The sequence below is a fragment of the Halomonas halophila genome (genome assembly GCF_030406665.1).
Classification (GTDB): Bacteria; Pseudomonadota; Gammaproteobacteria; order Pseudomonadales; family Halomonadaceae; genus Halomonas; species Halomonas halophila.
Genome location: NZ_CP129121.1, coordinates 1628779 through 1654012 on the forward strand (window position 1 = coordinate 1628779; position 25234 = coordinate 1654012).

Sequence of the window (25234 nt, forward strand, 5' to 3'; positions counted from 1 at the left end):
ACAAGACAGCCCCGCCGGCGAACCGGCGGGGCTGTCTTGTGTCTGGCCCGGGAGAAGCGCGAGCTTACTCCTCGTCTTCGATATCCTCGTCCAGTTCCTCGGCCGCGTCGGCGTGGGACATGCGTAGGCCCTGTTCCGGCAGCGGCATGCCGTCGAAGCGGGCGCCACCGTCGCCGAACTGCAGGCGACCTTCCAGGCACCACTTCACGGCGATCGGGTAGATCAGGTGTTCGCGGGCGTGGACCTTCTCCTTGAGGCTTTCCTCGGTCTCGCCGTCGGCCACCTCGACCGCCGCCTGGAGCAGCACCGGGCCGCCGTCGAGCTCCTCGGTGACGTAGTGCACGCTGCAGCCGTGCTCGGCGACGCCGTCGGCCAGCGCCCGGGCGTGGGTGTGCAGGCCCTGGTAGGCCGGCAGCAGCGAGGGATGGATGTTGATCAGCCGCCCCAGGAAGCGCTGCACGAAGCGCGGCGTCAGGATGCGCATGAAGCCGGCCAGCACCACCAGGTCGGGCTCGTGGCGCTCGATGACCTTGATCAGGGCGCCGTCGTAGGCCTCGCGGTTCTCGTACTCGCGGTGGGGCAGGGCGACGGCGTCGATGCCGGCCTCGCGGGCGCGCTGCAGGCCATAGGCATCGGCCTGGTTGGAGATCACCGCGACGATCTCGCCGCCCAGGCGGTCGTGGACCTGCTCGTCGATCAGCGCCTGGAGGTTGCTGCCGTTGCCGGAGATCAGCACCACCACCCGACGCGCCTCGGCGGGCTCGGGGGTGAAGTCCTGCAGGGTGTCGCTGCTGTAGTCGCTCTCGCTCATCCCTTCAGGTTCTCCAGCTGGACGACCTCCTCGTCGTCTCCGCGGGCGACGATCTCGCCGATGCGGTAGACCGTTTCACCGAGGCCCTGCAGGTGGGCGCGGGCCTGGTCGGCCTTGTCGGCCGGCACCGCGATGACCATGCCGATGCCGCAGTTGAGCACGCGGTACATCTCGTTCTCCTCGACGTTGCCCTGCTGCTGCAGCCAGTCGAACACCGCCGGGCGCTCCCAGCTGGCCACGTCGACGCGGGCGGCGGCGCCCTCGGGCAGCACCCGCGGCAGGTTCTCGGTCAGGCCGCCGCCGGTGATGTGCGACAGGGCGTGCACCGGCACGTCGGTTTCCTTGATCAGCGACAGCAGCGGCTTGACGTAGATGCGCGTCGGCGCGAGCAGCGCCTCGCCCAGCGGCTTGCCGTCGATGGCGGTGTCCAGGGAGGCCCCGGAGACCTCGAGGATCTTGCGGATCAGCGAGTAGCCGTTGGAGTGGGGGCCGGAGGAAGCCATGCCCAGCAGCACGTCGCCCTCGGCGACCTGACTGCCGTCGAGGATCTCGTCCTTCTCCACCACGCCGACGCAGAAGCCGGCCAGGTCGTAGTCGTTGCCCTCGTACATGCCGGGCATCTCGGCGGTCTCGCCGCCCACCAGGGCGCAGCCGGCCTGCTCGCAGCCGGTGCCGATGCCGGTCACCACGTCGGCGGCGATGTCCACATCGAGCTTGCCCGTGGCATAGTAGTCGAGAAACATCAGCGGTTCGGCGCCGGCCACCACCAGGTCGTTGACGCACATCGCCACCAGGTCGATGCCGATGCTGTCGTGTCGACCCAGGTCCATGGCCAGGCGCAGCTTGGTGCCCACGCCATCGGTGCCGGTGACCAATACCGGCTCGCGATAGCCGCTGGGCAGTTGGCACAGGGCGCCGAAGCCGCCCAGGCCGCCCATCACCTCGGGACGGCTGGTACGCTTGGCGACGCCCTTGATGCGGTCGACCAGCGCATTGCCGGCATCGATATCGACGCCGGCGTCCTTGTAGCTGAGGGAGGCGCCGCTCGGGCGGTTGGTGGAATCGGTCATGGCCTGTCCTGTATGAACATTGCGGTCAATGAGGCCCGCGACGCTGTCGGCGCCGCCGGGCTGGGCAAGATGGGGCGTGAATTGTAGCATCACGACGCACAGCTCGCACCGCCGTGCCGGGCATCACACAGGGAGAGCGAGATGCGCAGACAGGGGTGGGTCCTGGCCGTTACGGCGGCGCTGGGGCTGTGGTTCTTCATCAGCATCGAGCCGGTGCTGATGCCGTTCTTCGTCAGCATGGTGCTGGCCTATCTTGGCGACCCGCTGGCCGACCGGCTGGAAGAGAAGGGGCTGTCGCGGCGACTGGCGGTGTCGCTGGTGTTCCTGCTGCTGACGCTGATCATCGTGCTGACGCTGCTGCTGGTGATTCCGCTGCTGGGGCGTCAGATCGGCCAGCTGGCCCAGCTGCTGCCGGCGGCCCTGGACTGGGTGCAGGTCACGGTGCTGCCCGAGTTCCGCGAACTCACGGGCATCGACCTGGGCACCGATTTCGACCAGCTGCGTCGGGCGTTGCTCGACAACTGGCGCGAAACCGGCACCGTGGCCGCGACCCTGCTGGCCAAGGCCTCGAAATCGGGGCTGGCGCTGGCGGCCTGGATCGGCAACCTGGCGCTGATCCCGGTGGTGACCTTCTACCTGCTGCTCGACTGGGACGTGCTGGTGGCCAAGCTGCGCGGTTCGCTACCGCGCCAGTGGGAGCCGGCGGCGGCGCGCCTGGGCCACGAGTGCGACGAGGTGCTGTCGGCCTTCCTGCGCGGCCAGCTGATCGTGATGCTGTGCCTGGGCGTCATCTACGCCGTCGGCCTGACCCTGCTGGGGCTCAAGTTCGGCCTGCTGGTCGGCCTGCTGTCGGGACTGGCCAGCATCGTGCCCTACCTGGGCGTGATCGTCGGCATCAGCGTCGCTGGCCTGGTGGCCTTCTTCCAGTTCGGCGACTGGCTGATGCTGCTCGCCGTGGCCGGGGTCTTCGGCTTCGGCCAGCTGGTCGAGAGCACGGTGCTGCAGCCCAAGCTGCTGGGCGACAAGATCGGCCTGCACCCGGTGGCGGTGATCTTCGCCGTGCTGGCCGGCGGCCAGCTGTTCGGCTTCACCGGCATCCTGCTGGCGCTGCCGGTGGCCGCCGTGGTGATGGTGGTGTTGCGTTATCTTCACGAGCATTATAAAAACAGCACACTTTACGATGCGGGACGCGGCCCCCAGGACGAGGAGTCACCATGAGTCGATCACCCGCGCAGCTCCCGCTGGGCGTGGGGCTGCGTGACGACGCCACCTTCGCCAACTTCCACCCCGGCCCCAGTGCCACCCTGGTCGATCACCTGACGCGGCAGCTGGACGACGACGGCGAGCCCTTCCTGTACCTGTGGGGCGGCGAGGGCGTGGGTCGCAGTCACCTGTTGCAGGCCGCCTGTCACGCCGCCTCGGACCGCGACCGTCGCGCGCTTTACCTGCCGCTGGAGGAGCTCGGCCATTTTCCGCCGCTGATGCTGGAGGAAGTGGAACGTCTCGATCTGGTCGCCATCGATGACCTGGAGCGCGTGGTGGGGCGCAAGCGCTGGGAAGAGGCACTGTTCCACGCCTTCAATCGCCTGCGTGACGCGGGCAAGCGGCTGGTGATCGCCGCCGAGGCGCCACCGCGTCAGCTGGCGGTCAAGCTGCCCGACCTGGCCTCACGGCTGACCTGGGGTATGACCTTCCACGTACAGGGGCTGGGCGACGACGACCGCCTGACCGCCCTGCAGCTGCGGGCTCGGGTGCGCGGCATGCAGCTGCCGGATGAGGTGGCGCGCTACATCCTCCATCGCGGGCCGCGCAGGCTGGAAGCGCTGTTCGATGCCCTGGAAACTCTCGATCGCGCCTCGCTCTCCGCCCAGCGCAAGCTGACCATTCCCTTCGTCAAGCAGGCGCTGGGCTGGTAGCAGGGAGATGACGTTCACCCCTGATGGCGACACAGTCAGTCGGTATCGAAGCGGAAGGCGTTGAGGACGTCGTCCTGGGTGAAGCCATAGCCTTCCAGAGTGTCTTCCCAGGCCTGGGTATTGCGATAGTCGAGCAGCACCTCGTCGAAGGCGTCGCGTAGCGTGGTGGCGTCCTTCGGGAAGGCGAAGGCGCCCCAGCTGCGCACGATCTCCCCTTTCACCTTTGGATCCTCGAAGCCCTGCACGATCTCGACGCCGGGGTGCTGTGCGTCCAGTTGGCTCACGGTGAGTCCGGTGCCGGCGTAGGCGTCGGCCCGGTCGGCGAGCAGGGTGTCGATGGCCGCCGCATTGTCTTCGATGCTCACTACCCGGTCATCCGGGACGCCCAGCGCCGACATGATGTCGACCTGGGTCGCGCCGGCGAGTACCGCGACGCGAATGTCGTCGCGTTCGGTGAAGTCCTGGTAGCCGTTGATCTCGAGCGGATTGGAGGCGCGCACCAGCAGGCCTTCCCCGTAGGAGGTATTGGGGGCCGAGAACAGCACCCGCCGGCAGCGCTCGGGGCGAATCGCCATCTCGGCAGCCGCCATGTCGAAGCGGCCCTCCTCGAGGCCGGGTATCAGGTCGCCGAAGGCGGTCACCTCCCACTCGATGTCGTCGATGCCGAGTTCACCGAGCACATGGCGGGCGACGTCGGGGCCTGCTCCTCTTGCCTCGCCGTTCTCATCCAGGTAGCCATAGGGCGCTTCGTCGGCCACCGCGACCCGAATGCCACCGCGCGCCTGAAGCGTGTCGAGGTCGGCTGCGAACGACTGGATGGCGACGGTCATCGCCAGCGGCAGTGCCGCCCAACGGACGCGCGTGGTCCAGTCGGCGTCGTACATGCTCCGTTTCATGTCGTGTCTCCTGTCCGACCTGGCGACGCAGGGCGACGCAGGCCTCGACTTCAGGGTAGAAGCCTGCCGGGAGGGGTGCCATCGGAGGCGTCAGCGATTGAGCCGTACCTCGCGATGCTGGCCGTCGGAGAGCGACACCTGATGGACGATCACCCGGCGCTTGCCGCTGGTGGGGTCGACCACGCTGCCGGAGACATAGAAGCTGCCGGACGGCAGGCCGCGCAGCATGAAGTAGCCGTCGCCGTCGGTGCGGGCGGTGTGGGTGTAGGCCCGGGCCCGTGGGTCGGCGGGCTCCACCGCGCGTCCGGCCAGGGCCTGTTCGGCGGCCTCGGCGGAGTAGGTGGTGATCGGCGCCACCGAGACCGTCTCGCCGCGGCCGACCACGGTGCCCGAGACGGTGTCCAGGGTCAGCCGGCCGCTGAGGGCGGCGCTGCCGGTCTTCTCCAGGGCGGCGTACTCGTCGGCGGGGAAGGCCACCTGGCGTGGCACGCGGCCCTCCGGCGACGGTGCCGTGTCGGGGGCCCGCTCGCCGATGTCGATCACCTCGGCGGGGCCGCGCCGCGTGGCGCCGTCGGGCGGCAGTATCTGGCAGCCGGTGAGGATCATGCCCATCAGGATGGGCAGGAAGGCAGGTCGCATGGCGCACGTCGTTGCGCGGTTCATCGTACTGGTCATCGCACTCTCCCGTGAGGGTTGGCCCTGTGCGGGGGAGAGCTTAACGCATATGCACAACGAAAGGGCCACCGCCGATGGCGGTGGCCCTGGGAGACTGTCTGACCCTGGGGCTTACTTGGCGGCCTTGGTCGCGGTCTCGGTGGCCTGCTTGACGTTCTCTTCGGTCAGCTTCTGGCTCTGCTGGACGAAGTCCTGCTGCAGGGAGACGACCTTCTCGGCGTCGCCCTTCAGGCGCTCGGTGAGGTCCTTGGCGACCTTCTGCTGGCCTTCCATGTAGGTGCGCAGGCCTTCGGCATCCTTGACGTCGAGCAGGGCGCGAAGCTGGGCCATGCCGGTTTCGCTGTAGGCGCGACCGGCCTCGAGCTGGGCGTTGGTCAGCTTCTCGGCGAAATCCACGGACAGGCTGGCATAGGCACGGGCCGGGCCGAAGAACATGGACTCGAACTGTTCGGTGAACTGCTTGGTATCGAAGTTTTGCATCGTCTTCGCCTCCTGTGATGGCGCACGTTGCGAAGGCCTGGGCGGGATGCCATCGCCTTCTCTCTTCTGTTGCAATGCACAATAGCAGCGCATTTTGTGCAGTGCAACATCTCCGTTTCGGCTTTTCGTCGTGTCGGCGTCTTGCAAGCCGGCGGGCGCGCCACCATGGTGACAGGAGACCATCAGCCAGGAGGCGAACATGAGCGAGCACCGCATCGAGCGCGACAGCATGGGCGAGCTGGAGGTCCCGGCCGATGCCCTCTACGGCGCCCAGACCCAGCGGGCGGTGAACAACTTCCCGGTCTCCGGCCGGGCGATGCCGACCGGCTTCATTCATGCCATCGCCCGCATCAAGCTGGCGGCGGCCCGGGTCAATCGCGACCTGGGGCTGCTGGACGCGGCCCGGGCCGAGGCCATCGAGGCGGCCGCGGAGGCGGTGATCGCTGGCGACCACGACGACCAGTTCCCGGTGGACGTCTTCCAGACCGGCTCCGGCACCTCCAGCAACATGAACGTCAACGAGGTGATCGCCCATCTGGCCAGCCGCGATGGCCTGGAGGTAGGGCCCAACGATCATGTCAACATGGGCCAGTCGAGCAACGACGTCGTGCCCACCGCGCTGCATCTCTCGGCGGCGCTGGGCGTGGCCTGCGAGCTGCGCCCGGCGCTGGTGCACCTGCGCGGGACCATCGACGTGCGCGCCGAGGCGCTGGACGGCGTGGTCAAGACCGGTCGCACCCACCTGATGGATGCCATGCCGCTGCGCCTGAGCCAGGAACTCGGCGGCTGGTCGAGCCAGGTCGGCCAGGCCATCGAACGCTTCGACGACGCCATGGGGCGACTGTGCCGGTTGGCCCAGGGCGGCACCGCGGTGGGCACCGGCATCAACGCCCATCCCGAGTTCGCCAGCCGGATGGCCCAGGAGCTCGGCCGGCAGACCGGGCTTGCGCTTGCGCCCAACGACAGCTTCTTCGCCAGCCTCGGCAGCCAGGACGCCGCGGTGGAGCTCTCCGGCCAGCTCAAGGCGCTGGCCTGCACGATCATGAAGATCGCCAACGACCTGCGTTGGATGAACTCGGGGCCGCTGGCGGGGCTTGGCGAGATCGAGCTCGAGGCGCTGCAGCCGGGCAGCTCGATCATGCCGGGCAAGGTCAATCCGGTGATTCCCGAGGCCGCCGCCCAGGCCGCCGCCCAGGTGATCGGCCACGACGCGGCGGTGACGGTGGCGGGGCAGAGCGGCAACTTCCAGCTCAATGTCATGCTGCCGCTGGTGGCGGACAACCTGCTGGATTCGATCACCCTGATGCGCAATGCCGCCTGGCTGCTGGCCGACCGCGCCATCGCCACCTTCAAGGTGCGCGAGGATCACCTGAGCGAGCCGCTGTCGCGCAATCCGATCCTGGTGACCGCGCTGAACTCGGTGATCGGCTACGACGCCGCGGCGGCCATCGCCAAGAAGGCTTACCAGGCGGGGAGGCCGATCATCGACGTGGCGGACGAGGAGACCGACCTCGGCCGCGAGGAGCTCGAGCGGCTGCTCGATCCGGCGGCGCTGACCCATGGCGGCATCCCGGGCTAGCCCTCGGCGAGGTGGCCGGGAGCGTCAGTCGTCCTGCTCGCGCTCCCGGGCCTCTTCGATGGTCACCACTGCGTCTCGATGCTCTTCGGTCGTCGCTGTCGGGTTGTCGTGCTCGTCGGCGCGGGAGGGGCGATAGCAGAGCGTGGTCAGGATCGGGAAGTGGTCCGAGCCGAAGGGTGACAGGCGCCGCATGCGCCGGAGGGTGAAATGCTCGCTGGCGAAGACGTGATCCAGCGGCCAGCGCAGCAGCGCGTGCTGGGCATGGAAGGTGCTGAACATGCCGCGCCCGCGGCGCGGATCGAGCATGCCGCTGACCCGGCAGAACAGCCGGGTGCTGCGGGACCAGGCCACGTCGTTGAGATCGCCCGCCACCACGGTGGGCACCGGGTCCTGGTGGATGAGCTTGGCCACCAGCATCAGCTCTCCATCCCGCCACAGCGACTCCTCGCTCTCGCTGGGCGCCGGCGGGCGCGGGTGCAGGGCGTGGAAGCGGATGTGATCGCCACTCTCCAGCTCGATGCCGCAGTGGATCGAGGGGATGTCGTCCTGGATCAGCCACTTGACCTTCGGGTCGACCAGCGGCCGGCGCGAATACAGGTGCATGCCGTAGAGGTTGTCCAGCGGCACGCGCACCGCATGCGGCCAGTCGTCGCCGAGTCCCTTGTCGAGGCGCTCGCCCCACCAGGCGTCGGACTCCAGCGTCAGGATCAGGTCGGGGTCCTGCTCGCGGATGATCGCGAGCAGGGCCTCGCTCTGGCGGTTGGGGGTCAGCACGTTGGCCACCAGCAGCGTCAGGCAGCGGTCCGGTCGGTCGTTCCGGGCGCGCTTCACCTGCACCGGCCACAGCGGCGTCCAGGGCAGGATGTAGCGCAGCTGGATGGCGAACACGATGACGCCCGTGGCGGCGATCCAGGGCGTCACGGCCGCATCGGCCAGCGGCGAGGCCAGCGCGCAGGCGGCGCCGGCGAGGCCGATCTGCAGGCGGGGAAACTCGCAGGCCCGCAGCCACCACCAGTGCCCGGGCACCCGGGCGATCAGGCTGGCCAGCAGGAGAAGGGCGGCGATCCCGCCGAGCAGCCATCCGTGCATGTCGCGTCATCCCTCCGGCATGTCCACCTCGAAAGGGCGTGACCTCACGCCCTCCTCAACATGATGCAACTCGCTCTCCGCTGATCGGTGCCGAGCCATCGCGGTGGCTGAAAGCAGGACCTCGGCCAAGCCCGCTCCAGCCGTCAGGATGGCGCCGGCCGCTAGAGCACCTTGCGGCGCAGCAGGCCTGTCACCGCCTCCCCGACCAGCACCAGCGCGATGATGGCGATGAGGATCGTCGCCACGGTAGGCCAGGCGAAGGTGTCGATGGAACCCTGCAGGATGACCCCGATGCCGCCGGCGCCCACCAGTCCCAGCACTGTGGATTCGCGGATGTTGATATCCCAGCGCAGGATGACGATGGCGAAGAAGGCCGGCATGACCTGGGGCACCACCGCATAGGCGATCACCTTGGCCTTGGAGGCGCCGGTCGCCTCCATGGCCTCCACGGGGCGGCGGTCGATCTCCTCGATGGCCTCGCCCATCAGTTTGCCGATGAAGCCTACCGAACGGAACATGATGGCCAGTATGCCCGCGAGCACCCCAGGGCCGAAGATCGCCACGAACAGCAGTGCCCAGATGATGGTGTTCACCGAGCGGCTGGAGACCTGGATGAAGCGCCCCAGCCACAGGCAGGCGCGGTTGGGCGTGGTGTTCTGCGCAGCGATGTAGGAGACCGGCAGGGCGATGAAGATGGTGAGCATGGTCGCGAGGGTGGCGATGTGCACCGTCTCGATCATAGCATCCGCGATCTCGGCGAGCCGGGTCGGATCCGGCGGCCACATGCGCGCGCCCAAGCTCGAGATCTGGTTGGGGGCGTCCCATACCCATGGCCAGAAGATATCGATGTCGCTGACGGCCCAGACCACCACCATCAGGGTCAGCAGCATCACGCCGTAGCGGATCAGCCGCTGCTTGGGATTGTGCCGTCGCCAGATGCGATCGGCCAAGAGGTCGGTATCGTCTACCATATCTTCTTCCTTACCCAGCCGCTGACGCCTTCGCTGGCCAGGATCACCGCGATGATCACCAGCAGGATGGCGAAGGCGAAGTCATAGTCGTAGCGCCCGAAGGCGTTCATCAGGGTGCTGCCGATGCCGCCGGCGCCGACGATGCCGACCACCGCTGAGGCTCGAAGGTTGCTGTCGAGCTGATACATGGAGAGTCCTACCTGGCGGGGCAGGATCTGCGGGAAGACGGCGTAGAAGAGCGTCGTCAGATAGCCGGCGCCGGTGGAGCGCATCGCCTCCACCTGTCCCCAGTCGATCTCCTCGGCGAGCAGCTTGCCGACGAAGCCGATGGAGTAGAGGGTCAGCGTCAAGATCCCCGCCAGCGGGCCGAAGCCCACCGCCGCGACGAACAGGATGGCCACGATCACCGGGTGGAAGCTGCGCGAGACGATGATCACCGCGCGCCCCAGCAGGTAGATCGGCAGCGGTGCGACGTTTCGAGCCGCCATCACCGCGAACGGCACCGACAGCAGCACGCCGAGCAGCGTCGCCAGGATGGCGATCTGCAGGCTCTCGGTGAAGCCGGTGAGCAGCAGGTCGAAGCGCGACAGGCTCGGCGGGAAGCCGCCGCCGAAGATGCGCGCCGCCCGCGGAAGCCCCTCGCTGATGCGCTCCCAGTTGAAGGGCAGGCTGCCGAAGGCCCACACCAGGTAGGCCGCCAGCACCACCAGCAGGCCGTAGCGCACCAGCGGGTTGGCGATGAAGGGTGGCTTGCGCCAGGTGCGCGGCGTGGCGCGCGCCTCGCGGTCAGGACTGGCCATCGCGCACCTCCTCCGCGGGGGGCGGGGCGAGTTCGTCTTCCGGCGCCTCGATACCGCCGTAGATGGCATCCAGGGCGGCCTTGTCGAAGTCCGCAGGAGCACCGTCGAAGATCATGGTGCCGTGGCGCAGCCCGACGATACGGTCGGTGTAGGTCCTCGCCTGCGCCACGTTGTGGATGTTGATCAGCACCGGCAGCGCGAGCTCGCTCGCCAGGCTCTGCAGCAGCACCATGATCTGCTCGGAGGTACGAGGGTCGAGCGAGGCCGTGGGCTCGTCGGCGAGCAGCACCTCGGGCTCCTGCATCAGTGCCCGCACCACGCCGACGCGCTGGCGCTCGCCGCCGGATAGCTCGTCGGCACGCTTGTTGGCGTAGTGGGCGATTCCCACGCGCTCCATCAGCACGAAGGCGCGCTCGATGTCCGCCTCCGGGTAGCGCCGGGTGATGGCCTGGAAGAGGTTGACGTAGCCGAGTCGACCGGCCAGCACGTTCTCCATCACGGTGAGACGGTCGATCAGGTTGAAGCCCTGGAAGACCATGCCGATCTTGCGTCGGGCGCGGCGCAGTTCTCCGTGGCGCAGCGTGACAAGCTCGGTACCGTTGAGCTTGATCGAGCCCGAGGTCGGCTCCACCAGGCGGTTGATACAGCGCAGCATGGTGCTCTTGCCGGCGCCGGAGGCTCCCACGATGGAGACGACGCTGTTGCCTTCCACGGTCAGGTCGAGTCCCTTGAGGACCGGCTCGTCGCGGCCGTAACGCTTGATCAGGTTGGATATCTCTAGCATGAGGGGTCCGTCGAGAAAGGATCATCAAGACGTCGACGCCGGCCCTGCGGGAAGGCCGGCGCCGCTGACTCGTGAAGGTTACTGGAGGTTGTCGGGGGTGTACTCGACGCCGTTGGCACTCTGGATCGTGCGGATGACCTTCCAGTTGTCCTGATAGTTGATGGGGACGAACTTCTCGACGCCCTCGAATTCCTCGCCAAGCTCGGTGCCTGTGAACTCGAAGCTGAAGAAGGCCTCCTCGATCTTCTCGACCAGGTCGGGATGCAGGTTGTGGGCGTAGTTGTAGGAAGTGGTCGGGAAGCTGTCCGACTCGTAGATGATCTTGACGTCTTCCGGATCGTAGAGGCCGCGGGCGGCCATGCGATCGACCACCTCCGAGGCCACCGGAGCCGCGTCGTAGTCCTGGGCCACTACCCCGAGCATGGATTGATCATGACTGCCGGAGTACACCACCTCATAGTCTTCGCCGGGCACGATGTCCATTTCGGGGAACAGTGCCCGCGGCGCCTGGTTGCCGGAGTTGGAGGTCGGCGAGGTGTGGGCGACGCGCTTGCCCCTCAGGTCCTCCATCTCGTCGATGCCGGAATCGACGTGGGTATAGAGCTGCAGGGTGTAGCCGAAGCGACCGTCGTCAGAGCCCATCAGCGCGAAGGGCACGGCGCCCGCCAGGTTGACGGCGAAGGGGGTCGGGCCGGTGGAGAAGCCGGCGATGTGCAGGCGGCCGCTGCGCATGGCCTCGACCTGGGCCGAGTTGGACTGCACGGCGAAGAAGCGTACGTCGCGTTCGGTCACCTCCTCAAGGTGCTCGATAAACGGCTGCCAGATGTCGGAGTAGATGGCCGGATCCTCGACCGGAGTGTAGGCGAAGATCAGCGTGTCGGGATTGGCCCATTCGGACTCGTCTGTCGGCCGGTCGGCGACCATGTCGCCATTCTCGTCGCAGTAGATATTGGCCAGTGCGCCGCGCTCGCACTCCTCCTGCGCCTGGGCCTGGCTCGCCAGCATGGCCAGCGGCAGCAGCGTGGAGAGGGCGATGGGGACGAGCGAGCGATTTCCGGGGCGAGCGGAAGGGTAGATCATGGCGTGCCTCACGATTATTGTTTTAGGGCATGTGGTGTGTTGCATGTTCGGATATCGACATCAGCGAGCCACTGATGATTGATTCCGAATAACCTCTTTCAATCTAGGGTTTGTTACGAAACCATGTCAAACACTTTCCCCGGCGCCGACGGCGCCTGGCGCAACCGCTACCTGCTGATGCGTCACGGGCACAGCCAGGCCAACCAGGAGGGGCGGATCATCAGCTCGCCCGCGCTCGGCCTGACGGGGTTCGGCCTCTCGTCCCAGGGGCATGCTCAGCTCGACCAACTGCTGGCCGACTGGCGCTGGGCCAGGCCCCGGCGCATCCTGCACTCGGACTTTCTGCGGACCGCCGAGACTGCCGAGCGCGTCGCCACGCATTTCGGCCTGGCGCTCACCGTCGAGCCGCGCCTGCGGGAGCGTCATTTCGGCGAGCTCGAGGGGCAAAGCGACGCGCGCTATGCCGAGGTCTGGGCGCTCGACGCTCAGGATCCGACGCTGCGCCAAGGGGGCGTCGAGGCCGTGGCCGAGGTGGCGGCGCGCATGCGCGCCGTGATCGACGAGATGGAGGCGCGCCACCGCGACGAGACGATCCTGCTGGTCAGCCACGGCGATCCGCTGCAGATCCTGCTGACCGCCCTGGAGGGGCGCGCGCTGAGCCTGCACCGGGAGCGGGAGCCCCTGGCGCCGGCCAGCATCACGTCTCTATAAGTTCGCCGTCGCCACAACGACGCGCCTGGGGCCGGGCTCAGGCGGGGTGGCGGGCGCCCGCATCCGATGTCTCGGGGCCGAGCGTGGCGGACGGTAGTGCGGCCTCGAGGTAGTCGTTCAATCGCTGTCGCTCGGTGTCGGTGACTCGAAGCGCCAGCTTGGTGCGTCGCCAGAGAATGTCCTCGGCGCTGCGTGCCCACTCCTGCTCGACCAGATAGTCGACCTCGGCGGCGGTCAGGCCGGCCCCGAAGGCCTCACCCAGGGCCGCCTGACTGTCGCGGCCGTCGAGGAAGGCTCGGCACAAGGTGCCGTAGGTGCGGGAGAAGCGACGCGCCTGGTGGGCTTCCAGATAGGGATAGTCGACGAGCAGACGAGCCTCGAAGCTCGTTGGGTCGTCGATCTCGCCCCCTGGCAGCGGTGCCGCGGCAGTCCAGGGAGGGTGCATCCCGGTCAGGAAGGGGGAAAGCATCTCGAGGGCCGCCTCGGCCAGCTTGCGGTAGGTGGTGATCTTGCCACCGAAGACCGACAGCAGCGGGGCGCCATGAGTGTCGAGGTCCAGGGTGTAGTCCCGGGTCATGGCCGACGGGTCGGCGGACTCGTCATCGCAGAGCGGGCGCACGCCGGCGAAGGTGCGGATGACATCGTGGCGGGTCAGGGGAGTCTCGAAGTGGTCGTTGACGACATCGAGCAGATAGTCGATTTCCTCGTCGCTGGCTTCGACCCGGGCGGGATCGCCCTGGTATCGCCGGTCCGTGGTGCCGATCAGGCTGAAATCTTCCTCGTAGGGCAGCACGAAGACGATGCGCTTGTCGGTGTTCTGCAGAATGAAGGCGCGATCGTCGTGATTGCGCCGCGGGACGATGAGGTGGCTACCCTGGATCATGCGTACGCCGTAACGCGACGTGCGCGGTGTCATGCCGCGAATGACGCCTTCCACCCAAGGGCCTGCCGCATTGATCAGCGTGCGCGCGTGTCGCGTGAAGCGCGTGCCGCTTTCCGCGTGCTCCAGTTCGATTTCCCAGTGGCCATCGACCTCCCGAGCGTTGACGCATCGGGTGCCGACCATGATCTCGGCGCCTTGTTCGCGCGCCTGGATGGCGTTGAGGACCACGAGTCGAGCGTCGTCTACCCAGCAGTCGGAATACTCGAATCCTCGGGACAGATCGGTGGACAGTCCCAGTTCCGGCGTCAGGCGGAGCCCCTGTGACGCCGGCAGGCGTTCACGCCTGCCGAGATGGTCATACAGGAACAGGCCGGCACGGAGCATCCAGGCCGGACGCAGATGGGAGCGGTGGGGCAGGATGAAGCGCAGTGGCCAGATGATGTGGGGCGCCTTGGCGAGCAGTACCTCACGTTCGCGCAGCGCCTCGCGCACCAGTCGGAATTCGTGATGTTCCAGGTAGCGCAGTCCGCCATGGATCAGTTTGCTGCTGGCGGACGAGGTGGCACTTGCCAGGTCCGATTGTTCGCAAAGGCCGACCGAGAGGTCGCGCCCGGCCGCATCGGCGGCGATGCCGGCGCCATTGATGCCGCCGCCGATCACGAACAGATCCAGAATGTCGGGAGACGTCGCCATATCATGCTCCGTCGGGCGCAGGCCCTTGTGAAATATCGGTGATGTTGGAAAGCGAAAATAGGGTATTTGGAAGCGAACATCAAGCGGGCGTCATGCGAACCGCGTTGCCCCGAACGAGGGGGCTGGCGGCGGCGGAGGGCGGGCAGGGTGCGCTCAGGCGAGGTGCAGGGCGACGTCGTGCTGGCGAAGCAGTTCCTGGATGCGCTCAGAAGGCGGTCGGTCGGTGAACAGCGCATCGAGCTGGGAGAGGTTGCCCTGGCGCACGACGGGGTTGCGCTGAAACTTGGAATGGTCGGCGGCCAGGAAGACCTGACGAGAGTTCTGGATGATCGCCTGGGCCACGCGGACTTCCTGGTAATCGAACTCGAGCAGCGAGCCGTCTTCGTCGATGCCGCTGATGCCGATGATCCCGAAGTCGACCTTGAACTGATGGATGAAGTCGATGGTCGCCTCGCCGATGATGCCGCCGTCCCGCGAGCGGACCTGGCCGCCGGCGACGATAACGTTGAAATCTTCCTTGCGCTGGAGGATGGCGGCCACGTTGAGGTTGTTGGTGATGACCTCGAGGCCGCTGTGATCGAGCAGGGCTTCGGCAACGACTTCGTTGCTGGTGCCGATGTTGATGAAGAGCGAAGCGTGATCGGGGATATGCTGGGCGAGCAGATGCGCGATGCGCTGCTTGGCTTCCAGGTTCAGGTTCTTGCGCATCGCATAGGCGGTGTTGACCGTGCTGGATTCGAGGCCGGCGCCGCCGTGAACACGCCGGAGCTGGCCTTCCCCGGACAGTCGGTTGAGATCGCGGCGGATCGTCTGCGGGGTGACGGCGAAATGCTCGGTGAGCTGCTCGATGCTGGCGTAGCCCTGGCGTCGAACGAGTTCGACGATGCTGTCCTGGCGCTGCTGTGGGGTCATGCTAACTCCTTGAAGGTTGGCTATCTGCGCCAACCCGGACGCCGCTGCAGGCTGATGCTCGGCCCGTGGGGGCGCCGAAAGTCTTAGTCGTGAGGCGGCATCGCCAATTGAGTGCTATCAGTCGCTAGCGTAATCTTTTGATCATAATTGAACATTTTTCGGTGAAAAAGCGAAAGTGTTCCCGTGACAACGAGCCATCTCAGGATGCTTTCTCATGGCTTCTTACCTGCTTGCTATCGACCAGGGGACCACCAGCTCGCGCGCGATACTCTTCGATCGAGAGAGTCGCGGCATCGCGATGGCCCAGAGCGAGTTTCCTCAGCGGTTTCCGGCCGACGGATGGGTCGAGCACGACCCCGAAGCCATCTGGGAGAGCGTGCTGGCGACCTGTCGCGAGGTGATCGCCGAGCAAGGAGTGGCCATCGAGGAGATCGCCGGGATCGGCATCACCAATCAGCGGGAGACCACGCTGCTGTGGGATCGGGAAACCGGCAAGCCGCTTCACGACGCGATCGTATGGCAGGATCGGCGTACCGCCGAACACTGCCAGCGGCTTAGAGACGCCGGGCATGCCGAGCTGGTGCAGGCGCGTACCGGGCTTCTGATCGATCCCTATTTCTCGGCCACCAAGCTGGCCTGGCTGCTGGATAACGTCGAGGGTGCCCGGGAGCGAGCCGAGCGTGGCGAGCTGGCATTCGGCACGGTGGATACCTTCCTGATCTGGCGTCTCACCGGTGGCCGGGTGCACGCGACGGATGCGACCAATGCGTCGCGCACAGCACTGTTCGACATTCATTCGCAGCGCTGGGACCCGGATCTGATGGCGCTGTTCGATATCCCGGCCAGCCTGCTACCCGAGGTCAAGGACTCCAGTGACGACTTCGGTCGCACCGATGCCCATTGGTTCGGCGGCGAGCTGCCCATTGCCGGGGTGGCGGGTGACCAGCAGGCGGCCCTGGTGGGCCAGGCTTGCTTTCGCCCCGGCATGGGCAAGAGCACCTATGGCACCGGCTGCTTCATGATCGTCAACACCGGCGAGCGGGCGGAAGTCTCGCGGAATCGCCTGCTCACGACAGTGGGTTATCGCCTGAATGGCGTTCCGACCTATGCCATGGAGGGCAGTATCTTCGTGGCTGGAGCGACCGTCCAATGGCTGCGTGACGGGCTGAAGCTGTTCGCCGATGCGTCCGAGACCGAGTCCCTGGCGCGTGAGACCAAGAGTAGTAACAGCGTGTATCTGGTGCCGGCCTTTACCGGGTTGGGGGCGCCGCACTGGGATCCCAAGGCCCGCGGTGCGATCCTCGGGCTGACCCGAGACACCGGCATTGCCGATATCGTGGCCGCCGGCCTCCAGGCGGTCTGCTATCAGACGCGGGATCTGCAGGTGTGCATGAGTGACGACATGCGCACGCCGCCGGGCACCCTTCGGGTGGATGGCGGCATGGTGGTCAATGGCTGGGTGATGCAGTTTCTGGCCGACATGCTGGGCGTGCAGGTGGACCGTCCGGGCATTCTCGAGACCACGGCGCTTGGGGCGGCTTATCTGGCCGGTCTGCGACTTGGCTGGTACCGGGATCTCGAGGAGATAGCGGCACTCTGGCAGAGCGAGCGCAGCTTCTTCCCGTCAATGGAGGAGGGCGAGCGCGAGCGCCTCTATAGCGGTTGGCTGGAAGCGGTGGAACGCGTGCGCTGTGACCCTGAAGGTGCAGCGCCAAGCTCCTGATCCACCGTGACTTGTTTGTGTCGTGCCTGGAAAAAGCGCTTGCATATTTTTGCAGGGTCCGTAGAATACGCATCCGTTGTCACGGCACAGATCGCCGGAAACAGCGACAGTAGGACCATAGCTCAGTTGGTTAGAGCGCCACGTTGACATCGTGGAGGTCGGCGGTTCAAATCCGCCTGGTCCTACCAACGCGACATCGATAGCAGGACCATAGCTCAGTTGGTTAGAGCGCCACGTTGACATCGTGGAGGTCGGCGGTTCAAATCCGCCTGGTCCTACCATCGCGCCGCGACATCGACAGCAGGACCATAGCTCAGTTGGTTAGAGCGCCACGTTGACATCGTGGAGGTCGGCGGTTCAAATCCGCCTGGTCCTACCAGATTCCGCAAAAACGCCCCGAGGCTTACGCTTCGGGGCGTTTTTCGTTGTGCCTATGGCTCGGGCGGGGGGCGATGCGCTTCCGCCCGGCGGCATTTGCGGCCGCCGGGCGGAGCAAGTCCCTAGCCGAGATCGCTGCGCTCGATGAACACCTTCACCAGGGCCTCGAGGCCGGCCTGGTCGTCGGCGCCGAAGCGGCCGCGGGTCGGGCTGTCCAGGTCGAGCACGCCCCACAGGCGGTCGTTGACCACGATCGGGATCACCAGCTCGGCCCGGGAGGCGGCGTCACAGGCGATGTGGTCGGGGATAGCGTGGACGTCCTCGACGCGCTGTGTCTCGCGGGAGCGCGCCGCGGCGCCGCACACGCCCTTGCTGAACGGAATCGGATGGCAGGCGGGCTGGCCCTGGAAGGGGCCGAGCGACAGCACCTCGGGCTGGCGCTGCAGGTAGAAGCCGGCCCAGTTCAACTCGGGCACCTGCTGCATGATGAAGGCGCAGGTCTGGGCGCTGTTGGTCAGCCAGTCACGGGTGTCCAGCAGGGCGTCGAGCTGGCGGGCGAGCAGGGCGTAATCGGTCATGGTCTCTCCTTCAACGACAGGGGCCGGCTCAGCGGCCGGCCCCATCGGTAGCGTGATCTGCGATCGCGCTGGTCTGGCTCTTCGGTTTACTCGGCCTGTTCCGCTTCGTCGATCCAGCCGGGCACGGCGGCGCCGTCGAACAGCTCCTCGGCCTTGGCGGCCACTTCGTCGCTCTGGTAAGCGTCGACCAGCTGCTGGATCGCCTCGCGGTCCTCGTCACCGGCGCGCACGGCGATCAGGTTGACGTAGGGGGAGTCCGGGCCTTCCTTGATCAGGGCATCGTCCAGGCTCAGGCCGGCCGGCTGGGCGAAGGTGTTATTGATGAAGGCCATGTCCACATCGGGCAGCACGCGGGGCAGCTGGGCGGCCTCGATCTCGCGGAAGTCGAAGTCGTGCGGGTTCTCGACCACGTTCAGCGGGGTGGCCTCGAGGTTCGCCGGATCGTCCAGGGTGATCAGGCCCAGCTCGTGCATCAGGATCAGCGAGCGGCCCTCGTTGGTCGGGTCGTTGGGCAGGGCGATGGTGGCGCCGTCCGGCAGCGCGTCGATGCTGTCGAACTTCTCGGAGTAGGCGCCGATCGGATAGACGAAGGTGCGGCCGGCGATGGCGAAGTCGTAGCCGCGGTCGTCGATCATCGACTGCATGTACGGCTCGTGCTGGTAGGCGTTGGCATCCAGGCTGCCGTCGGCCAGCGCGGCGTTGGGCGTGACGTAGTCGGTGAACTCGACGATCTCGACGTCCAGGCCGTACTCGCGCTCGGCGACGTCGGCGGCGACCTGCATGACGTCGGTCTCGGGGCCGGCCACGGTGCCGACCTTGATGCCGTGCTCGTCGGCGTTGGCCTGGCCGATCGCGAGGGCCAGGGCGGAAGCGGCGAGGCCGCCGATCAGGATGCTGCGCATATATTAAACCTCCTATCGTATTGCTTTGATACTAAAGGAATAAGCAGGGTAATTTAAATATCTTTTCGTTATTTGACAGATGCCATCTCGAAGGGTGGCGCTGATTGACGTCGCGAGCGAAGACAGGCTGGTTGCCGCCGGAGCGCAGCTCCCGGAGTGTAGCCTGCTACATGAGGAGAGCGAGCACCGCCGGCGGCCAGGATGTCGAGCGCAGCAGTCAATCAGTGTCGGCCCTCACTTGTGATCGCTCTTGCGCACTAGATAGTCCCCCAGGCTCTGGAAGCCCTGCACCATGACCACCAGGATCACCACGGTGATGAGCATGATGGTGGGGTTGAAGCGATTGTAGCCGTAGCGGATGCCTAGATCGCCCAGGCCGCCGCCGCCTACCGCGCCGGCCATGGCGGAGTAGCTGATCAGGGTCACGACGGTCACGGTCAGGGCGGTGAAGATACCGCCGCGGGCTTCGGGAAGCAGCACTCGGGTGATGATCTGCCAGGGCGTGGCGCCCATGGACTGGGCGGCTTCCACCAGGCCCGGCGGGATCTCGTTCAGCGCGCCTTCGACCAGGCGTGCCACGAACGGGATGGCGGCGATGGTCAGCGGCACCACCGCGGCGTTGGTGCCGATGGAGGAGCCGACCAGGGTGCGGGTGAAGGGGATGATGGCCACCATCAGTATGATGAAGGGCACCGAGCGGCCGACGTTGGTGATGATGCCCAGCACGCCGTTGAGCGCCGGCTGGGCCAGTACCTGGCGGGGTCGGGTGACGTTGAGCAGCACGCCTAGCGGGATGCCCACCGCGGCGGAGATCAGTCCGGAGATCGCCACCATGTAGAGGGTGTCTAGGGTGGCTTCGAGGATCAGTTCAATCATCGCGCTGGACATGGCCGAGCACCTCCACCTTCAGGTCATGGGTTTCCAGGTAGGCGATGGCGCGACGCGTCTCGTCCGCGTCGCCCATCAGTTCGGCGATCATCAGGCCCAGGGTGCGATCCTGGATCGACTCCACCTTGGCCTGAAGAATGCTGACGTCGACGCCGCACTCACGGGCCAGCCGCGAGATCAGCGGCGTGGAGACGGCGTCGCCGGAGAAGGCCAGGCGTACCACCGGATGCGTCTTCGCACCGGGCGACTCCTCAAGGCGTTCGACCAGCGTGCGTGGCGGCTCGAGCTCGAGGAAGTCGTTGAGGAAGTCGCGCCCAAGCCGGGTGCCGGGGGCGGTGAAGAAGTCGCCGACGTCGGCTTCCTCGACCAGCTCGCCGCCGGAGATCAGGCTGACGCGATGGCAGATGGTCTTGACCACCTCCATCTCGTGAGTGATCAGCAGGATGGTCAGCCCGAGCTTCTGGTTGATGTCCTGCAGCAGCTCCAGGATCGCGCCGGTGGTATGCGGGTCGAGCGCCGAGGTGGCCTCGTCGCACAGCAGCACCCGCGGACGGCTGGCCAGCGCCCGGGCGATGGCCACGCGCTGCTTCTGGCCGCCGGAGAGCTGGGCCGGGTAGTGGCTGGCCTTGTCGGCCAGGCCGACGAGCTCCAGCAGTGGCGTGACGCGCTCGCGGATTTCCGCTTTCTTCACGCCCATCAGCTCCAGCGGCAGCGCGACGTTGTCGAAGACGGTGCGCGAGGTCAGCAGGTTGAAATGCTGGAAGATCATGCCGATGCGATGGCGCGCCTGGTTGAGCGCGTCGCGGGACAGGCCGGTGAGTTCCTGGCCGTCCACCGTGACGGTGCCCGTGGTGGGGCGCTCGAGCAGGTTCACGCAGCGGATCAGGGTCGACTTGCCGGCGCCGGACAGGCCGATCACGCCGTGGATCTGCCCCTGGGGCACGTGCAGGTCAACGGGCTTGAGCGCTTCGACGCCGTCGCGCTTGCCCTTGGTGAAGTAGGTCTTGGATACGTTCTGGAGTCGAATCATCTGGGCCACCGGGGTGGCGCCGGGGGAGGGGCGGGCCGTCAGCCGGCGAGCGGCCAAAAAAAAGGCCACCCTGACGGGTGGCCATCAACGCTGGACACACCCTTTTAGCTGCACTTCCTGCCGCACGGCTCGAAAACCATGCGTCAGCGGCGCCCGCAATCCGGGTCCAAATCGGCGCCGTCAAAATGTGCGCGTATCCTAGGGTTCGAACGGGCGTATGTCAAACCATTTGGTCCAAGTTGGTGTTCGCTAGCCGGGCTGATGGTGAGAATACCCAGAAAAACGCCTGAGACAGGAAAAACGTCTGGCGTAAGGGGCAGGAAGGGGCATCCGGTCGCTCCCGCGCCTCACCGGTGCCGCCATGGACGCCAGGTGTTGCCTTTCCCTACACTGATCGCCTTTGCGCCCGTCCGGGCGGCATGACACGAGAGGAAGATCAGCACATGTTCACAGGCATCGTGCAGGGCATCGCCGAGGTAGTGGCCATCGAGGAGGCGGAAGCCTTCCGCACTCATGTAGTGCGCCTGCCGGGGGCGCTGGGCGAGGGGCTCGAGATCGGCGCCTCGGTGGCCCACAACGGGGTCTGCCTGACCGTCACCGAGATCGAGGGCGAGCGCGTCAGCTTCGACCTGATGCGCGAGACGCTGCGCGTCACCAACCTCGGCGAGCTGGCCGTCGGCGACCGGGTCAACGTCGAGCGCGCGGCGCGCTTCGGTGACGAGATCGGCGGCCACGCCATGTCAGGCCACGTGATCGCCACCGCCGAGCTGGTGTCCCTCGACGAGGCGCCCAACAACCGCCGGCTGTGGTTCGAGCTGCCGGAGTCTCTGGGCCGCTTCGTGTTCGACAAGGGCTACATCGGCGTCGACGGCGCCAGCCTGACCATCGGCGAGGCGCGGCCGGCCACTGCCGAGCACGCCCCGCGCTTTTGCGTCGATCTGATCCCCGAGACCCTGGCGCGCACCGTGCTTGCCGACCGGGTGCCGGGCGACCGCGTCAACATCGAGATCGATCCCCAGACCCAGGCCATCGTCGAGACGGTGGAGCGGGTGATGGCCTCTCGCGACGCCTGAGGCGTTCAGCGTGCGTTGGCCAGTCCGCTGGCCAGCGTTCCAAGCATCCCTTATATATCAGGAAGCCGTGCCGCATCGCCGGTAGCGGATGGCGCCTCGATTCCCGGGACGCCATCCGCTACCATGTGCGGCTTTTCTCGCACCCAGCAGGACGCCAAGCGCCGCACAGGACGAATTCTCCATGCAGAAAAGCCTGATCGAACGTCACTTCAAGCTCGCCGAACACGGCACGAACGCGAAGACCGAGATCATCGCCGGGATCACCACCTTCCTGACGATGGCCTACATCATCTTCGTCAATCCGAGCATCCTCTCCGAATCCGGCATGGACTACGGTGCGGTGTTCGTGGCCACCTGTCTGGCCTCCGCGGTGGGCTGTCTCATCATGGGGCTGTGGGCCAACTATCCCATCGCCCTGGCGCCCGGCATGGGTCTCAACGCCTTCTTCACCTATGGCGTGGTGATGGGGATGGGCTACAGCTGGGAAGCGGCGCTGGGCGCGGTCTTCCTGTCCGGTTTCACCTTCTTCCTGCTTAGCGTGTTCCGCATCCGCGAGTGGATCATCAACTCGATTCCCATGTCGCTGCGCCTGGGGATCGCCGCCGGTATCGGCCTGTTCCTGGCCATGATCGCGCTGCAGAATTCCGGCATCGTGGTGGCCAACGAGGCAACCTACGTGGCTCTCGGCGATCTGTCCGAGCCCGCGGCGCTCTACGCGCTGCTCGGCTTCTTCGTGATCACGGCGCTGGCACACCTGCGCGTCACCGGCGCGGTGATGATCGGCATCCTCGGCATCACCGCGCTGTCGATGCTGCTCGGCCATAACGAGTTCGGCGGCATCGTCTCCATGCCGCCCTCCATCGCGCCGACCCTGATGCAGCTCGACCTGGCCGGTGCCCTGGATGTGGCCATGCTCAGCGTGGTGTTCGCCTTCCTGTTCGTCGACCTGTTCGACACCTCCGGCACCCTGATCGGCGTCGCCCATCGGGGCGGCCTGCTCGACAAGGACGGCAAGCTGCCGCGTATCGGCCGCGCCATGATGGCCGACAGCGGCGCCTCCATGGCCGGTGCCGCGCTCGGTACCTCGACCACCACCAGCTACATCGAGTCCACCGCCGGCATCATCTCCGGCGGACGCACCGGCCTGACCGCCGTGGTGGTCGGCGTGCTGTTCTTGATCAGCCTGTTCTTCTCGCCGCTGGCGGGCTCCATCCCGGCCTTCGCCACCGCCGGCGCGCTGCTCTACGTGGCGGTGCTGATGGCGGGCAGCCTGGCCCACGCCGACTGGAACGACGCCACCGAGGCGGCGCCGGTGCTGATTGCGGCACTCGCCATGCCGCTGACCTTTTCCATTGCCGAGGGCATCGCCCTGGGCTTCGTCAGCTACGCCGCCATCAAGGCCCTGTCCGGTCGCTTCCGCGACCTGAATCCGGCCGTGGTGGTGCTGGCGCTGGTCTTCAGCGCCAAGCTGCTGTTCCTCGACTGACACCGACCGACGAGAATCGTGATGAGCATCTACGGCGACTACATCAAGTCCGTCATCCGCACCGTACCCGACTGGCCGCAGCCGGGCGTCAACTTCCGTGACATCACGCCGCTGCTGCAGAACAGCTCGGCCTTCCGCAAGCTGATCGACAGCTTCGTGCACCGCTACCAGGACCTGGAGCTCGACGCCATCGCCGCCATCGACGCGCGCGGCTTCATCGTCGGCGCGCCGCTGGCCTACGAGCTGGGCTGCAGCTTCGTGCCGGTGCGCAAGAAGGGCAAGCTGCCGTTCAAGACCATCAGCGAGACCTATACGCTGGAATACGGCGAAGCCGAGGTCGAGCTGCACAGCGACGCCTTCCGCGAGGGCGACCGCATCCTGGTGGTCGACGACCTGATCGCCACCGGTGGCACCATGCTGGCCGCGGCCAAGCTGATCACCCGCAGCGGCGGCCATGTGGTGGAGACGTCCACCATCGTCGACCTCCCGGACCTGGGTGGCGCCGATCGTATTCGCGAGGCCGGTTTCAACGTCTTCGCGGTCTGTTCCTTCACCGAGGACGAGTGACGCCATCATGAGTCATCGCTATCACCAGCACTTCACCGTGTCCTGGGACCAGCTGCACCGGGACGTGCGCGAGCTTTGCCATCGACTGGTCGAGCGCGACTTCCAGGGCATCGTCGCCATCACCCGCGGCGGCCTGATTCCGGCGGCGCTGATCGCCCGCGAGCTCAATGTGCGACTGATCGACACCGTCTGTATCAAGAGCTACGAGGGGCAGGACCAGGGGGCGCTCGAGGTGATGAAGGGCGTCGACCACGACGGCGACGGCTGGCTGCTGGTGGACGATCTCGTCGATACCGGCAAGACGGCGCGCAAGGTACGCGAGATGCTGCCTCGCGCACACTTCGTCACCGTCTATGCCAAGCCGGAGGGGCGCCCGCTGGTTGACCAGTACCTCACCGAGGTGGCCCAGGACTGCTGGATCCAGTTCCCCTGGGACATGGGGGTGACCTATGTCGAACCCCTGGCCGACCGGATCAAGCGCTGACGCATGAATAGCCCGTTACCCGACAGCTGGCAGCGCTGGCTCGGCGACGAGTTCGCCGCGCCCTACATGCAGGCGCTGCGTGACTTCCTGGCGGCCGAGAAGGCCGCCCGCAAGGTCATCTACCCGCATTCCTCCGACTGGTTTCGCGCCTTCGAGCTGACGCCACTGGATCGGGTCAAGGTGGTGATCCTCGGCCAGGACCCTTACCACGGGCCGGGCCAGGCCCACGGCCTGTGCTTCTCGGTGCGTCCCGGGGTACGCATTCCGCCGTCGCTGGTCAACGTCTACAAGGAGCTGGCCACCGACGTCGACTTCGTGCCCGTCGACCACGGCAACCTGGAGCACTGGGCGCGCCAGGGCGTGCTGCTGCTGAACACCTCGCTGACGGTGGAGCAGGGCAACGCCGGCTCCCATCGCGGCAAGGGCTGGGAGACGTTCACCGATCGCGCCATCGCCACGGTCAGCGAGCACGCCGAGCCCACGGTCTTCCTGCTGTGGGGTAGCCACGCGCGCCAGAAGAAGGCGTTGATCGACACCTCGCGCCATCTGGTGCTGGAGTCGCCGCACCCGTCGCCGCTGTCGGCGCACCGCGGCTTCTTCGGTAACCACCACTTCTCGCGAGCCAATGCCTTCCTCGCCGAGCACGGCCGTGAGCCGGTCGACTGGCAGCTGCCGGCCACGCCGGAGTGACGGACCGCCGTTCCCGGGAGTGGCGACTCGCCCGGGAACGGCCGTTTCCGTCGCTGATTTCGCGTCGTTCAACGCCTGTTCCACG

The 25234-nt window shown here is 66.7% G+C and carries 26 protein-coding genes and 3 tRNA genes; 13 read left to right on the forward strand and 16 right to left on the reverse strand.

What is annotated here, in order from left to right:
- Window positions 1-64: 64 nt before the first annotated feature.
- Together purN and purM are read right to left on the reverse strand one after the other, a co-directional pair.
- Window positions 65-811, reverse strand: coding sequence for a phosphoribosylglycinamide formyltransferase (gene purN / locus QWG60_RS07475; protein ID WP_046080264.1), 747 nt, complete (start codon window positions 809-811; stop codon window positions 65-67).
- On the reverse strand, window positions 808-1881 hold the full coding sequence (gene purM / locus QWG60_RS07480) for a phosphoribosylformylglycinamidine cyclo-ligase (RefSeq protein WP_046080265.1): 1074 nt from the start codon (window positions 1879-1881) through the stop codon (window positions 808-810). The genes purN and purM overlap by 4 nt, the downstream gene beginning before the upstream one ends.
- Before the next feature lie 141 nt (window positions 1882-2022).
- Between purM and QWG60_RS07485 the strand changes: the two genes are divergently transcribed.
- Together QWG60_RS07485 and hda are read left to right on the forward strand one after the other, a co-directional pair.
- Window positions 2023-3099, forward strand: a complete 1077-nt coding sequence (locus tag QWG60_RS07485; protein WP_046080266.1) for an AI-2E family transporter — start codon at window positions 2023-2025, stop codon at window positions 3097-3099.
- Entirely contained in the window at window positions 3096-3797 is a 702-nt protein-coding gene (hda, locus tag QWG60_RS07490; protein WP_046080267.1) for a DnaA regulatory inactivator Hda, read from the forward strand. Before QWG60_RS07485 ends, hda begins: the two co-directional genes overlap by 4 nt.
- A gap of 35 nt (window positions 3798-3832) precedes the next feature.
- On the opposite strand, the gene ehuB is transcribed toward hda, so the two are convergent.
- The 3 genes from ehuB to QWG60_RS07505 form a co-directional block, all read right to left on the reverse strand.
- Window positions 3833-4693 carry an ectoine/hydroxyectoine ABC transporter substrate-binding protein EhuB gene (ehuB, locus tag QWG60_RS07495; RefSeq protein ID WP_146908257.1) on the reverse strand — a complete coding sequence of 287 codons (861 nt, stop codon included), beginning with the start codon at window positions 4691-4693 and terminating at the stop codon, window positions 3833-3835.
- A gap of 90 nt (window positions 4694-4783) precedes the next feature.
- Entirely contained in the window at window positions 4784-5332 is a 549-nt protein-coding gene (locus QWG60_RS07500; RefSeq protein ID WP_246124651.1) for a hypothetical protein, read from the reverse strand.
- Between the two features lie 147 nt (window positions 5333-5479).
- The gene (locus tag QWG60_RS07505) at window positions 5480-5848 is read right to left on the reverse strand and encodes a phasin family protein (protein ID WP_146908260.1); all 369 of its coding nucleotides are present in this window, start codon (window positions 5846-5848) and stop codon (window positions 5480-5482) included.
- Between the two features lie 199 nt (window positions 5849-6047).
- Here QWG60_RS07505 and QWG60_RS07510 point away from each other — a divergent pair, with 199 nt between their 5' ends.
- Window positions 6048-7427 carry a class II fumarate hydratase gene (locus QWG60_RS07510; protein WP_107182007.1) on the forward strand — a complete coding sequence of 460 codons (1380 nt, stop codon included), beginning with the start codon at window positions 6048-6050 and terminating at the stop codon, window positions 7425-7427.
- Between the two features lie 24 nt (window positions 7428-7451).
- Here the strand turns inward: QWG60_RS07510 and QWG60_RS07515 are convergent, their stop codons facing one another.
- The 5 genes from QWG60_RS07515 to phnD all read right to left on the reverse strand — a co-directional run bounded on the left by QWG60_RS07515 (window position 7452) and on the right by phnD (window position 12151).
- Window positions 7452-8516 (reverse strand): endonuclease/exonuclease/phosphatase family protein, encoded by a 1065-nt coding sequence (locus tag QWG60_RS07515; RefSeq protein ID WP_146908263.1) that lies wholly within the window; start codon window positions 8514-8516, stop codon window positions 7452-7454.
- A gap of 161 nt (window positions 8517-8677) precedes the next feature.
- Window positions 8678-9487: a phosphonate ABC transporter, permease protein PhnE gene (gene phnE / locus QWG60_RS07520; RefSeq protein ID WP_146908265.1), complete on the reverse strand. Its 810-nt coding sequence runs from the start codon at window positions 9485-9487 to the stop codon at window positions 8678-8680.
- Entirely contained in the window at window positions 9481-10287 is an 807-nt protein-coding gene (gene phnE / locus QWG60_RS07525; RefSeq protein ID WP_146908268.1) for a phosphonate ABC transporter, permease protein PhnE, read from the reverse strand. Before phnE (QWG60_RS07525) ends, phnE (QWG60_RS07520) begins: the two co-directional genes overlap by 7 nt.
- Window positions 10274-11071: a phosphonate ABC transporter ATP-binding protein gene (gene phnC, locus QWG60_RS07530; RefSeq protein ID WP_035598623.1), complete on the reverse strand. Its 798-nt coding sequence runs from the start codon at window positions 11069-11071 to the stop codon at window positions 10274-10276. Before phnC ends, phnE (QWG60_RS07525) begins: the two co-directional genes overlap by 14 nt.
- 78 nt (window positions 11072-11149) lie before the next feature.
- On the reverse strand, window positions 11150-12151 hold the full coding sequence (gene phnD / locus QWG60_RS07535) for a phosphate/phosphite/phosphonate ABC transporter substrate-binding protein (RefSeq protein WP_082090964.1): 1002 nt from the start codon (window positions 12149-12151) through the stop codon (window positions 11150-11152).
- A 123-nt stretch (window positions 12152-12274) separates the two neighbouring features.
- On the opposite strand from phnD, the gene QWG60_RS07540 reads away from it, so the two are divergent.
- Window positions 12275-12862 (forward strand): histidine phosphatase family protein, encoded by a 588-nt coding sequence (locus QWG60_RS07540; protein WP_046080274.1) that lies wholly within the window; start codon window positions 12275-12277, stop codon window positions 12860-12862.
- A gap of 37 nt (window positions 12863-12899) precedes the next feature.
- Here QWG60_RS07540 and glpD read toward each other — a convergent pair whose 3' ends face one another.
- Together glpD and QWG60_RS07550 are read right to left on the reverse strand one after the other, a co-directional pair.
- Window positions 12900-14438 (reverse strand): glycerol-3-phosphate dehydrogenase, encoded by a 1539-nt coding sequence (gene glpD / locus QWG60_RS07545; protein WP_146908271.1) that lies wholly within the window; start codon window positions 14436-14438, stop codon window positions 12900-12902.
- 153 nt (window positions 14439-14591) lie between these two features.
- The gene (locus QWG60_RS07550) at window positions 14592-15350 is read right to left on the reverse strand and encodes a DeoR/GlpR family transcriptional regulator (protein WP_035598632.1); all 759 of its coding nucleotides are present in this window, start codon (window positions 15348-15350) and stop codon (window positions 14592-14594) included.
- Between the two features lie 214 nt (window positions 15351-15564).
- Between QWG60_RS07550 and glpK the strand changes: the two genes are divergently transcribed.
- The 4 genes from glpK to QWG60_RS07570 all read left to right on the forward strand — a co-directional run bounded on the left by glpK (window position 15565) and on the right by QWG60_RS07570 (window position 17452).
- Window positions 15565-17073 carry a glycerol kinase GlpK gene (glpK, locus tag QWG60_RS07555; protein ID WP_046080276.1) on the forward strand — a complete coding sequence of 503 codons (1509 nt, stop codon included), beginning with the start codon at window positions 15565-15567 and terminating at the stop codon, window positions 17071-17073.
- A 111-nt stretch (window positions 17074-17184) separates the two neighbouring features.
- Window positions 17185-17261, forward strand: a tRNA-Val gene (locus QWG60_RS07560).
- A 16-nt stretch (window positions 17262-17277) separates the two neighbouring features.
- Window positions 17278-17354 (forward strand) — tRNA-Val (locus QWG60_RS07565).
- A 21-nt stretch (window positions 17355-17375) separates the two neighbouring features.
- A tRNA-Val gene (locus QWG60_RS07570) sits at window positions 17376-17452 on the forward strand.
- Between the two features lie 121 nt (window positions 17453-17573).
- Here the strand turns inward: QWG60_RS07570 and QWG60_RS07575 are convergent.
- From QWG60_RS07575 to QWG60_RS07590, 4 genes are all read right to left on the reverse strand, one after another.
- Window positions 17574-18029, reverse strand: coding sequence for a GAF domain-containing protein (locus tag QWG60_RS07575; protein WP_146907576.1), 456 nt, complete (start codon window positions 18027-18029; stop codon window positions 17574-17576).
- A gap of 86 nt (window positions 18030-18115) precedes the next feature.
- Complete coding sequence (locus tag QWG60_RS07580; RefSeq protein ID WP_146907574.1) at window positions 18116-18931, reverse strand: MetQ/NlpA family ABC transporter substrate-binding protein; 816 nt, start codon at window positions 18929-18931, stop codon at window positions 18116-18118.
- Window positions 18932-19165: 234 nt separating this feature from the next.
- On the reverse strand, window positions 19166-19819 hold the full coding sequence (locus QWG60_RS07585) for a methionine ABC transporter permease (RefSeq protein WP_035598641.1): 654 nt from the start codon (window positions 19817-19819) through the stop codon (window positions 19166-19168).
- Window positions 19800-20849 carry a methionine ABC transporter ATP-binding protein gene (locus QWG60_RS07590; protein ID WP_035598734.1) on the reverse strand — a complete coding sequence of 350 codons (1050 nt, stop codon included), beginning with the start codon at window positions 20847-20849 and terminating at the stop codon, window positions 19800-19802. Before QWG60_RS07590 ends, QWG60_RS07585 begins: the two co-directional genes overlap by 20 nt.
- Before the next feature lie 443 nt (window positions 20850-21292).
- Here QWG60_RS07590 and QWG60_RS07595 point away from each other — a divergent pair, with 443 nt between their 5' ends.
- The 5 genes from QWG60_RS07595 to ung all read left to right on the forward strand — a co-directional run bounded on the left by QWG60_RS07595 (window position 21293) and on the right by ung (window position 25149).
- On the forward strand, window positions 21293-21922 hold the full coding sequence (locus tag QWG60_RS07595; RefSeq protein WP_107182004.1) for a riboflavin synthase subunit alpha: 630 nt from the start codon (window positions 21293-21295) through the stop codon (window positions 21920-21922).
- Between the two features lie 181 nt (window positions 21923-22103).
- The gene (locus tag QWG60_RS07600; protein ID WP_035598646.1) at window positions 22104-23408 is read left to right on the forward strand and encodes an NCS2 family permease; all 1305 of its coding nucleotides are present in this window, start codon (window positions 22104-22106) and stop codon (window positions 23406-23408) included.
- A gap of 21 nt (window positions 23409-23429) precedes the next feature.
- The gene (locus QWG60_RS07605) at window positions 23430-23975 is read left to right on the forward strand and encodes an adenine phosphoribosyltransferase (protein ID WP_016854700.1); all 546 of its coding nucleotides are present in this window, start codon (window positions 23430-23432) and stop codon (window positions 23973-23975) included.
- Window positions 23976-23979: 4 nt separating this feature from the next.
- Window positions 23980-24459 carry a xanthine phosphoribosyltransferase gene (gene gpt / locus QWG60_RS07610; protein ID WP_035598737.1) on the forward strand — a complete coding sequence of 160 codons (480 nt, stop codon included), beginning with the start codon at window positions 23980-23982 and terminating at the stop codon, window positions 24457-24459.
- A gap of 3 nt (window positions 24460-24462) precedes the next feature.
- Entirely contained in the window at window positions 24463-25149 is a 687-nt protein-coding gene (ung, locus tag QWG60_RS07615) for a uracil-DNA glycosylase (protein WP_107182003.1), read from the forward strand.
- Window positions 25150-25234: the final 85 nt, after the last annotated feature.

What these genes read in the sequence shown, in the direction of transcription:
- purN (WP_046080264.1), bottom strand. Translation starts at nt 811, where the DNA reads ATGAGCGAGAGCGACTACAGCAGCGACACCCTGCAGGACTTCACCCCC.
- purM (WP_046080265.1), bottom strand. Translation starts at nt 1,881, where the DNA reads ATGACCGATTCCACCAACCGCCCGAGCGGCGCCTCCCTCAGCTACAAG.
- QWG60_RS07485 (WP_046080266.1), top strand. Translation starts at nt 2,023, where the DNA reads ATGCGCAGACAGGGGTGGGTCCTGGCCGTTACGGCGGCGCTGGGGCTG.
- hda (WP_046080267.1), top strand. Translation starts at nt 3,096, where the DNA reads ATGAGTCGATCACCCGCGCAGCTCCCGCTGGGCGTGGGGCTGCGTGAC.
- ehuB (WP_146908257.1), bottom strand. Translation starts at nt 4,693, where the DNA reads ATGAAACGGAGCATGTACGACGCCGACTGGACCACGCGCGTCCGTTGG.
- QWG60_RS07500 (WP_246124651.1), bottom strand. Translation starts at nt 5,332, where the DNA reads ATGCGACCTGCCTTCCTGCCCATCCTGATGGGCATGATCCTCACCGGC.
- QWG60_RS07505 (WP_146908260.1), bottom strand. Translation starts at nt 5,848, where the DNA reads ATGCAAAACTTCGATACCAAGCAGTTCACCGAACAGTTCGAGTCCATG.
- QWG60_RS07510 (WP_107182007.1), top strand. Translation starts at nt 6,048, where the DNA reads ATGAGCGAGCACCGCATCGAGCGCGACAGCATGGGCGAGCTGGAGGTC.
- QWG60_RS07515 (WP_146908263.1), bottom strand. Translation starts at nt 8,516, where the DNA reads ATGCACGGATGGCTGCTCGGCGGGATCGCCGCCCTTCTCCTGCTGGCC.
- phnE (WP_146908265.1), bottom strand. Translation starts at nt 9,487, where the DNA reads ATGGTAGACGATACCGACCTCTTGGCCGATCGCATCTGGCGACGGCAC.
- phnE (WP_146908268.1), bottom strand. Translation starts at nt 10,287, where the DNA reads ATGGCCAGTCCTGACCGCGAGGCGCGCGCCACGCCGCGCACCTGGCGC.
- phnC (WP_035598623.1), bottom strand. Translation starts at nt 11,071, where the DNA reads ATGCTAGAGATATCCAACCTGATCAAGCGTTACGGCCGCGACGAGCCG.
- phnD (WP_082090964.1), bottom strand. Translation starts at nt 12,151, where the DNA reads ATGATCTACCCTTCCGCTCGCCCCGGAAATCGCTCGCTCGTCCCCATC.
- QWG60_RS07540 (WP_046080274.1), top strand. Translation starts at nt 12,275, where the DNA reads ATGTCAAACACTTTCCCCGGCGCCGACGGCGCCTGGCGCAACCGCTAC.
- glpD (WP_146908271.1), bottom strand. Translation starts at nt 14,438, where the DNA reads ATGGCGACGTCTCCCGACATTCTGGATCTGTTCGTGATCGGCGGCGGC.
- QWG60_RS07550 (WP_035598632.1), bottom strand. Translation starts at nt 15,350, where the DNA reads ATGACCCCACAGCAGCGCCAGGACAGCATCGTCGAACTCGTTCGACGC.
- glpK (WP_046080276.1), top strand. Translation starts at nt 15,565, where the DNA reads ATGGCTTCTTACCTGCTTGCTATCGACCAGGGGACCACCAGCTCGCGC.
- QWG60_RS07575 (WP_146907576.1), bottom strand. Translation starts at nt 18,029, where the DNA reads ATGACCGATTACGCCCTGCTCGCCCGCCAGCTCGACGCCCTGCTGGAC.
- QWG60_RS07580 (WP_146907574.1), bottom strand. Translation starts at nt 18,931, where the DNA reads ATGCGCAGCATCCTGATCGGCGGCCTCGCCGCTTCCGCCCTGGCCCTC.
- QWG60_RS07585 (WP_035598641.1), bottom strand. Translation starts at nt 19,819, where the DNA reads ATGTCCAGCGCGATGATTGAACTGATCCTCGAAGCCACCCTAGACACC.
- QWG60_RS07590 (WP_035598734.1), bottom strand. Translation starts at nt 20,849, where the DNA reads ATGATTCGACTCCAGAACGTATCCAAGACCTACTTCACCAAGGGCAAG.
- QWG60_RS07595 (WP_107182004.1), top strand. Translation starts at nt 21,293, where the DNA reads ATGTTCACAGGCATCGTGCAGGGCATCGCCGAGGTAGTGGCCATCGAG.
- QWG60_RS07600 (WP_035598646.1), top strand. Translation starts at nt 22,104, where the DNA reads ATGCAGAAAAGCCTGATCGAACGTCACTTCAAGCTCGCCGAACACGGC.
- QWG60_RS07605 (WP_016854700.1), top strand. Translation starts at nt 23,430, where the DNA reads ATGAGCATCTACGGCGACTACATCAAGTCCGTCATCCGCACCGTACCC.
- ung (WP_107182003.1), top strand. Translation starts at nt 24,463, where the DNA reads ATGAATAGCCCGTTACCCGACAGCTGGCAGCGCTGGCTCGGCGACGAG.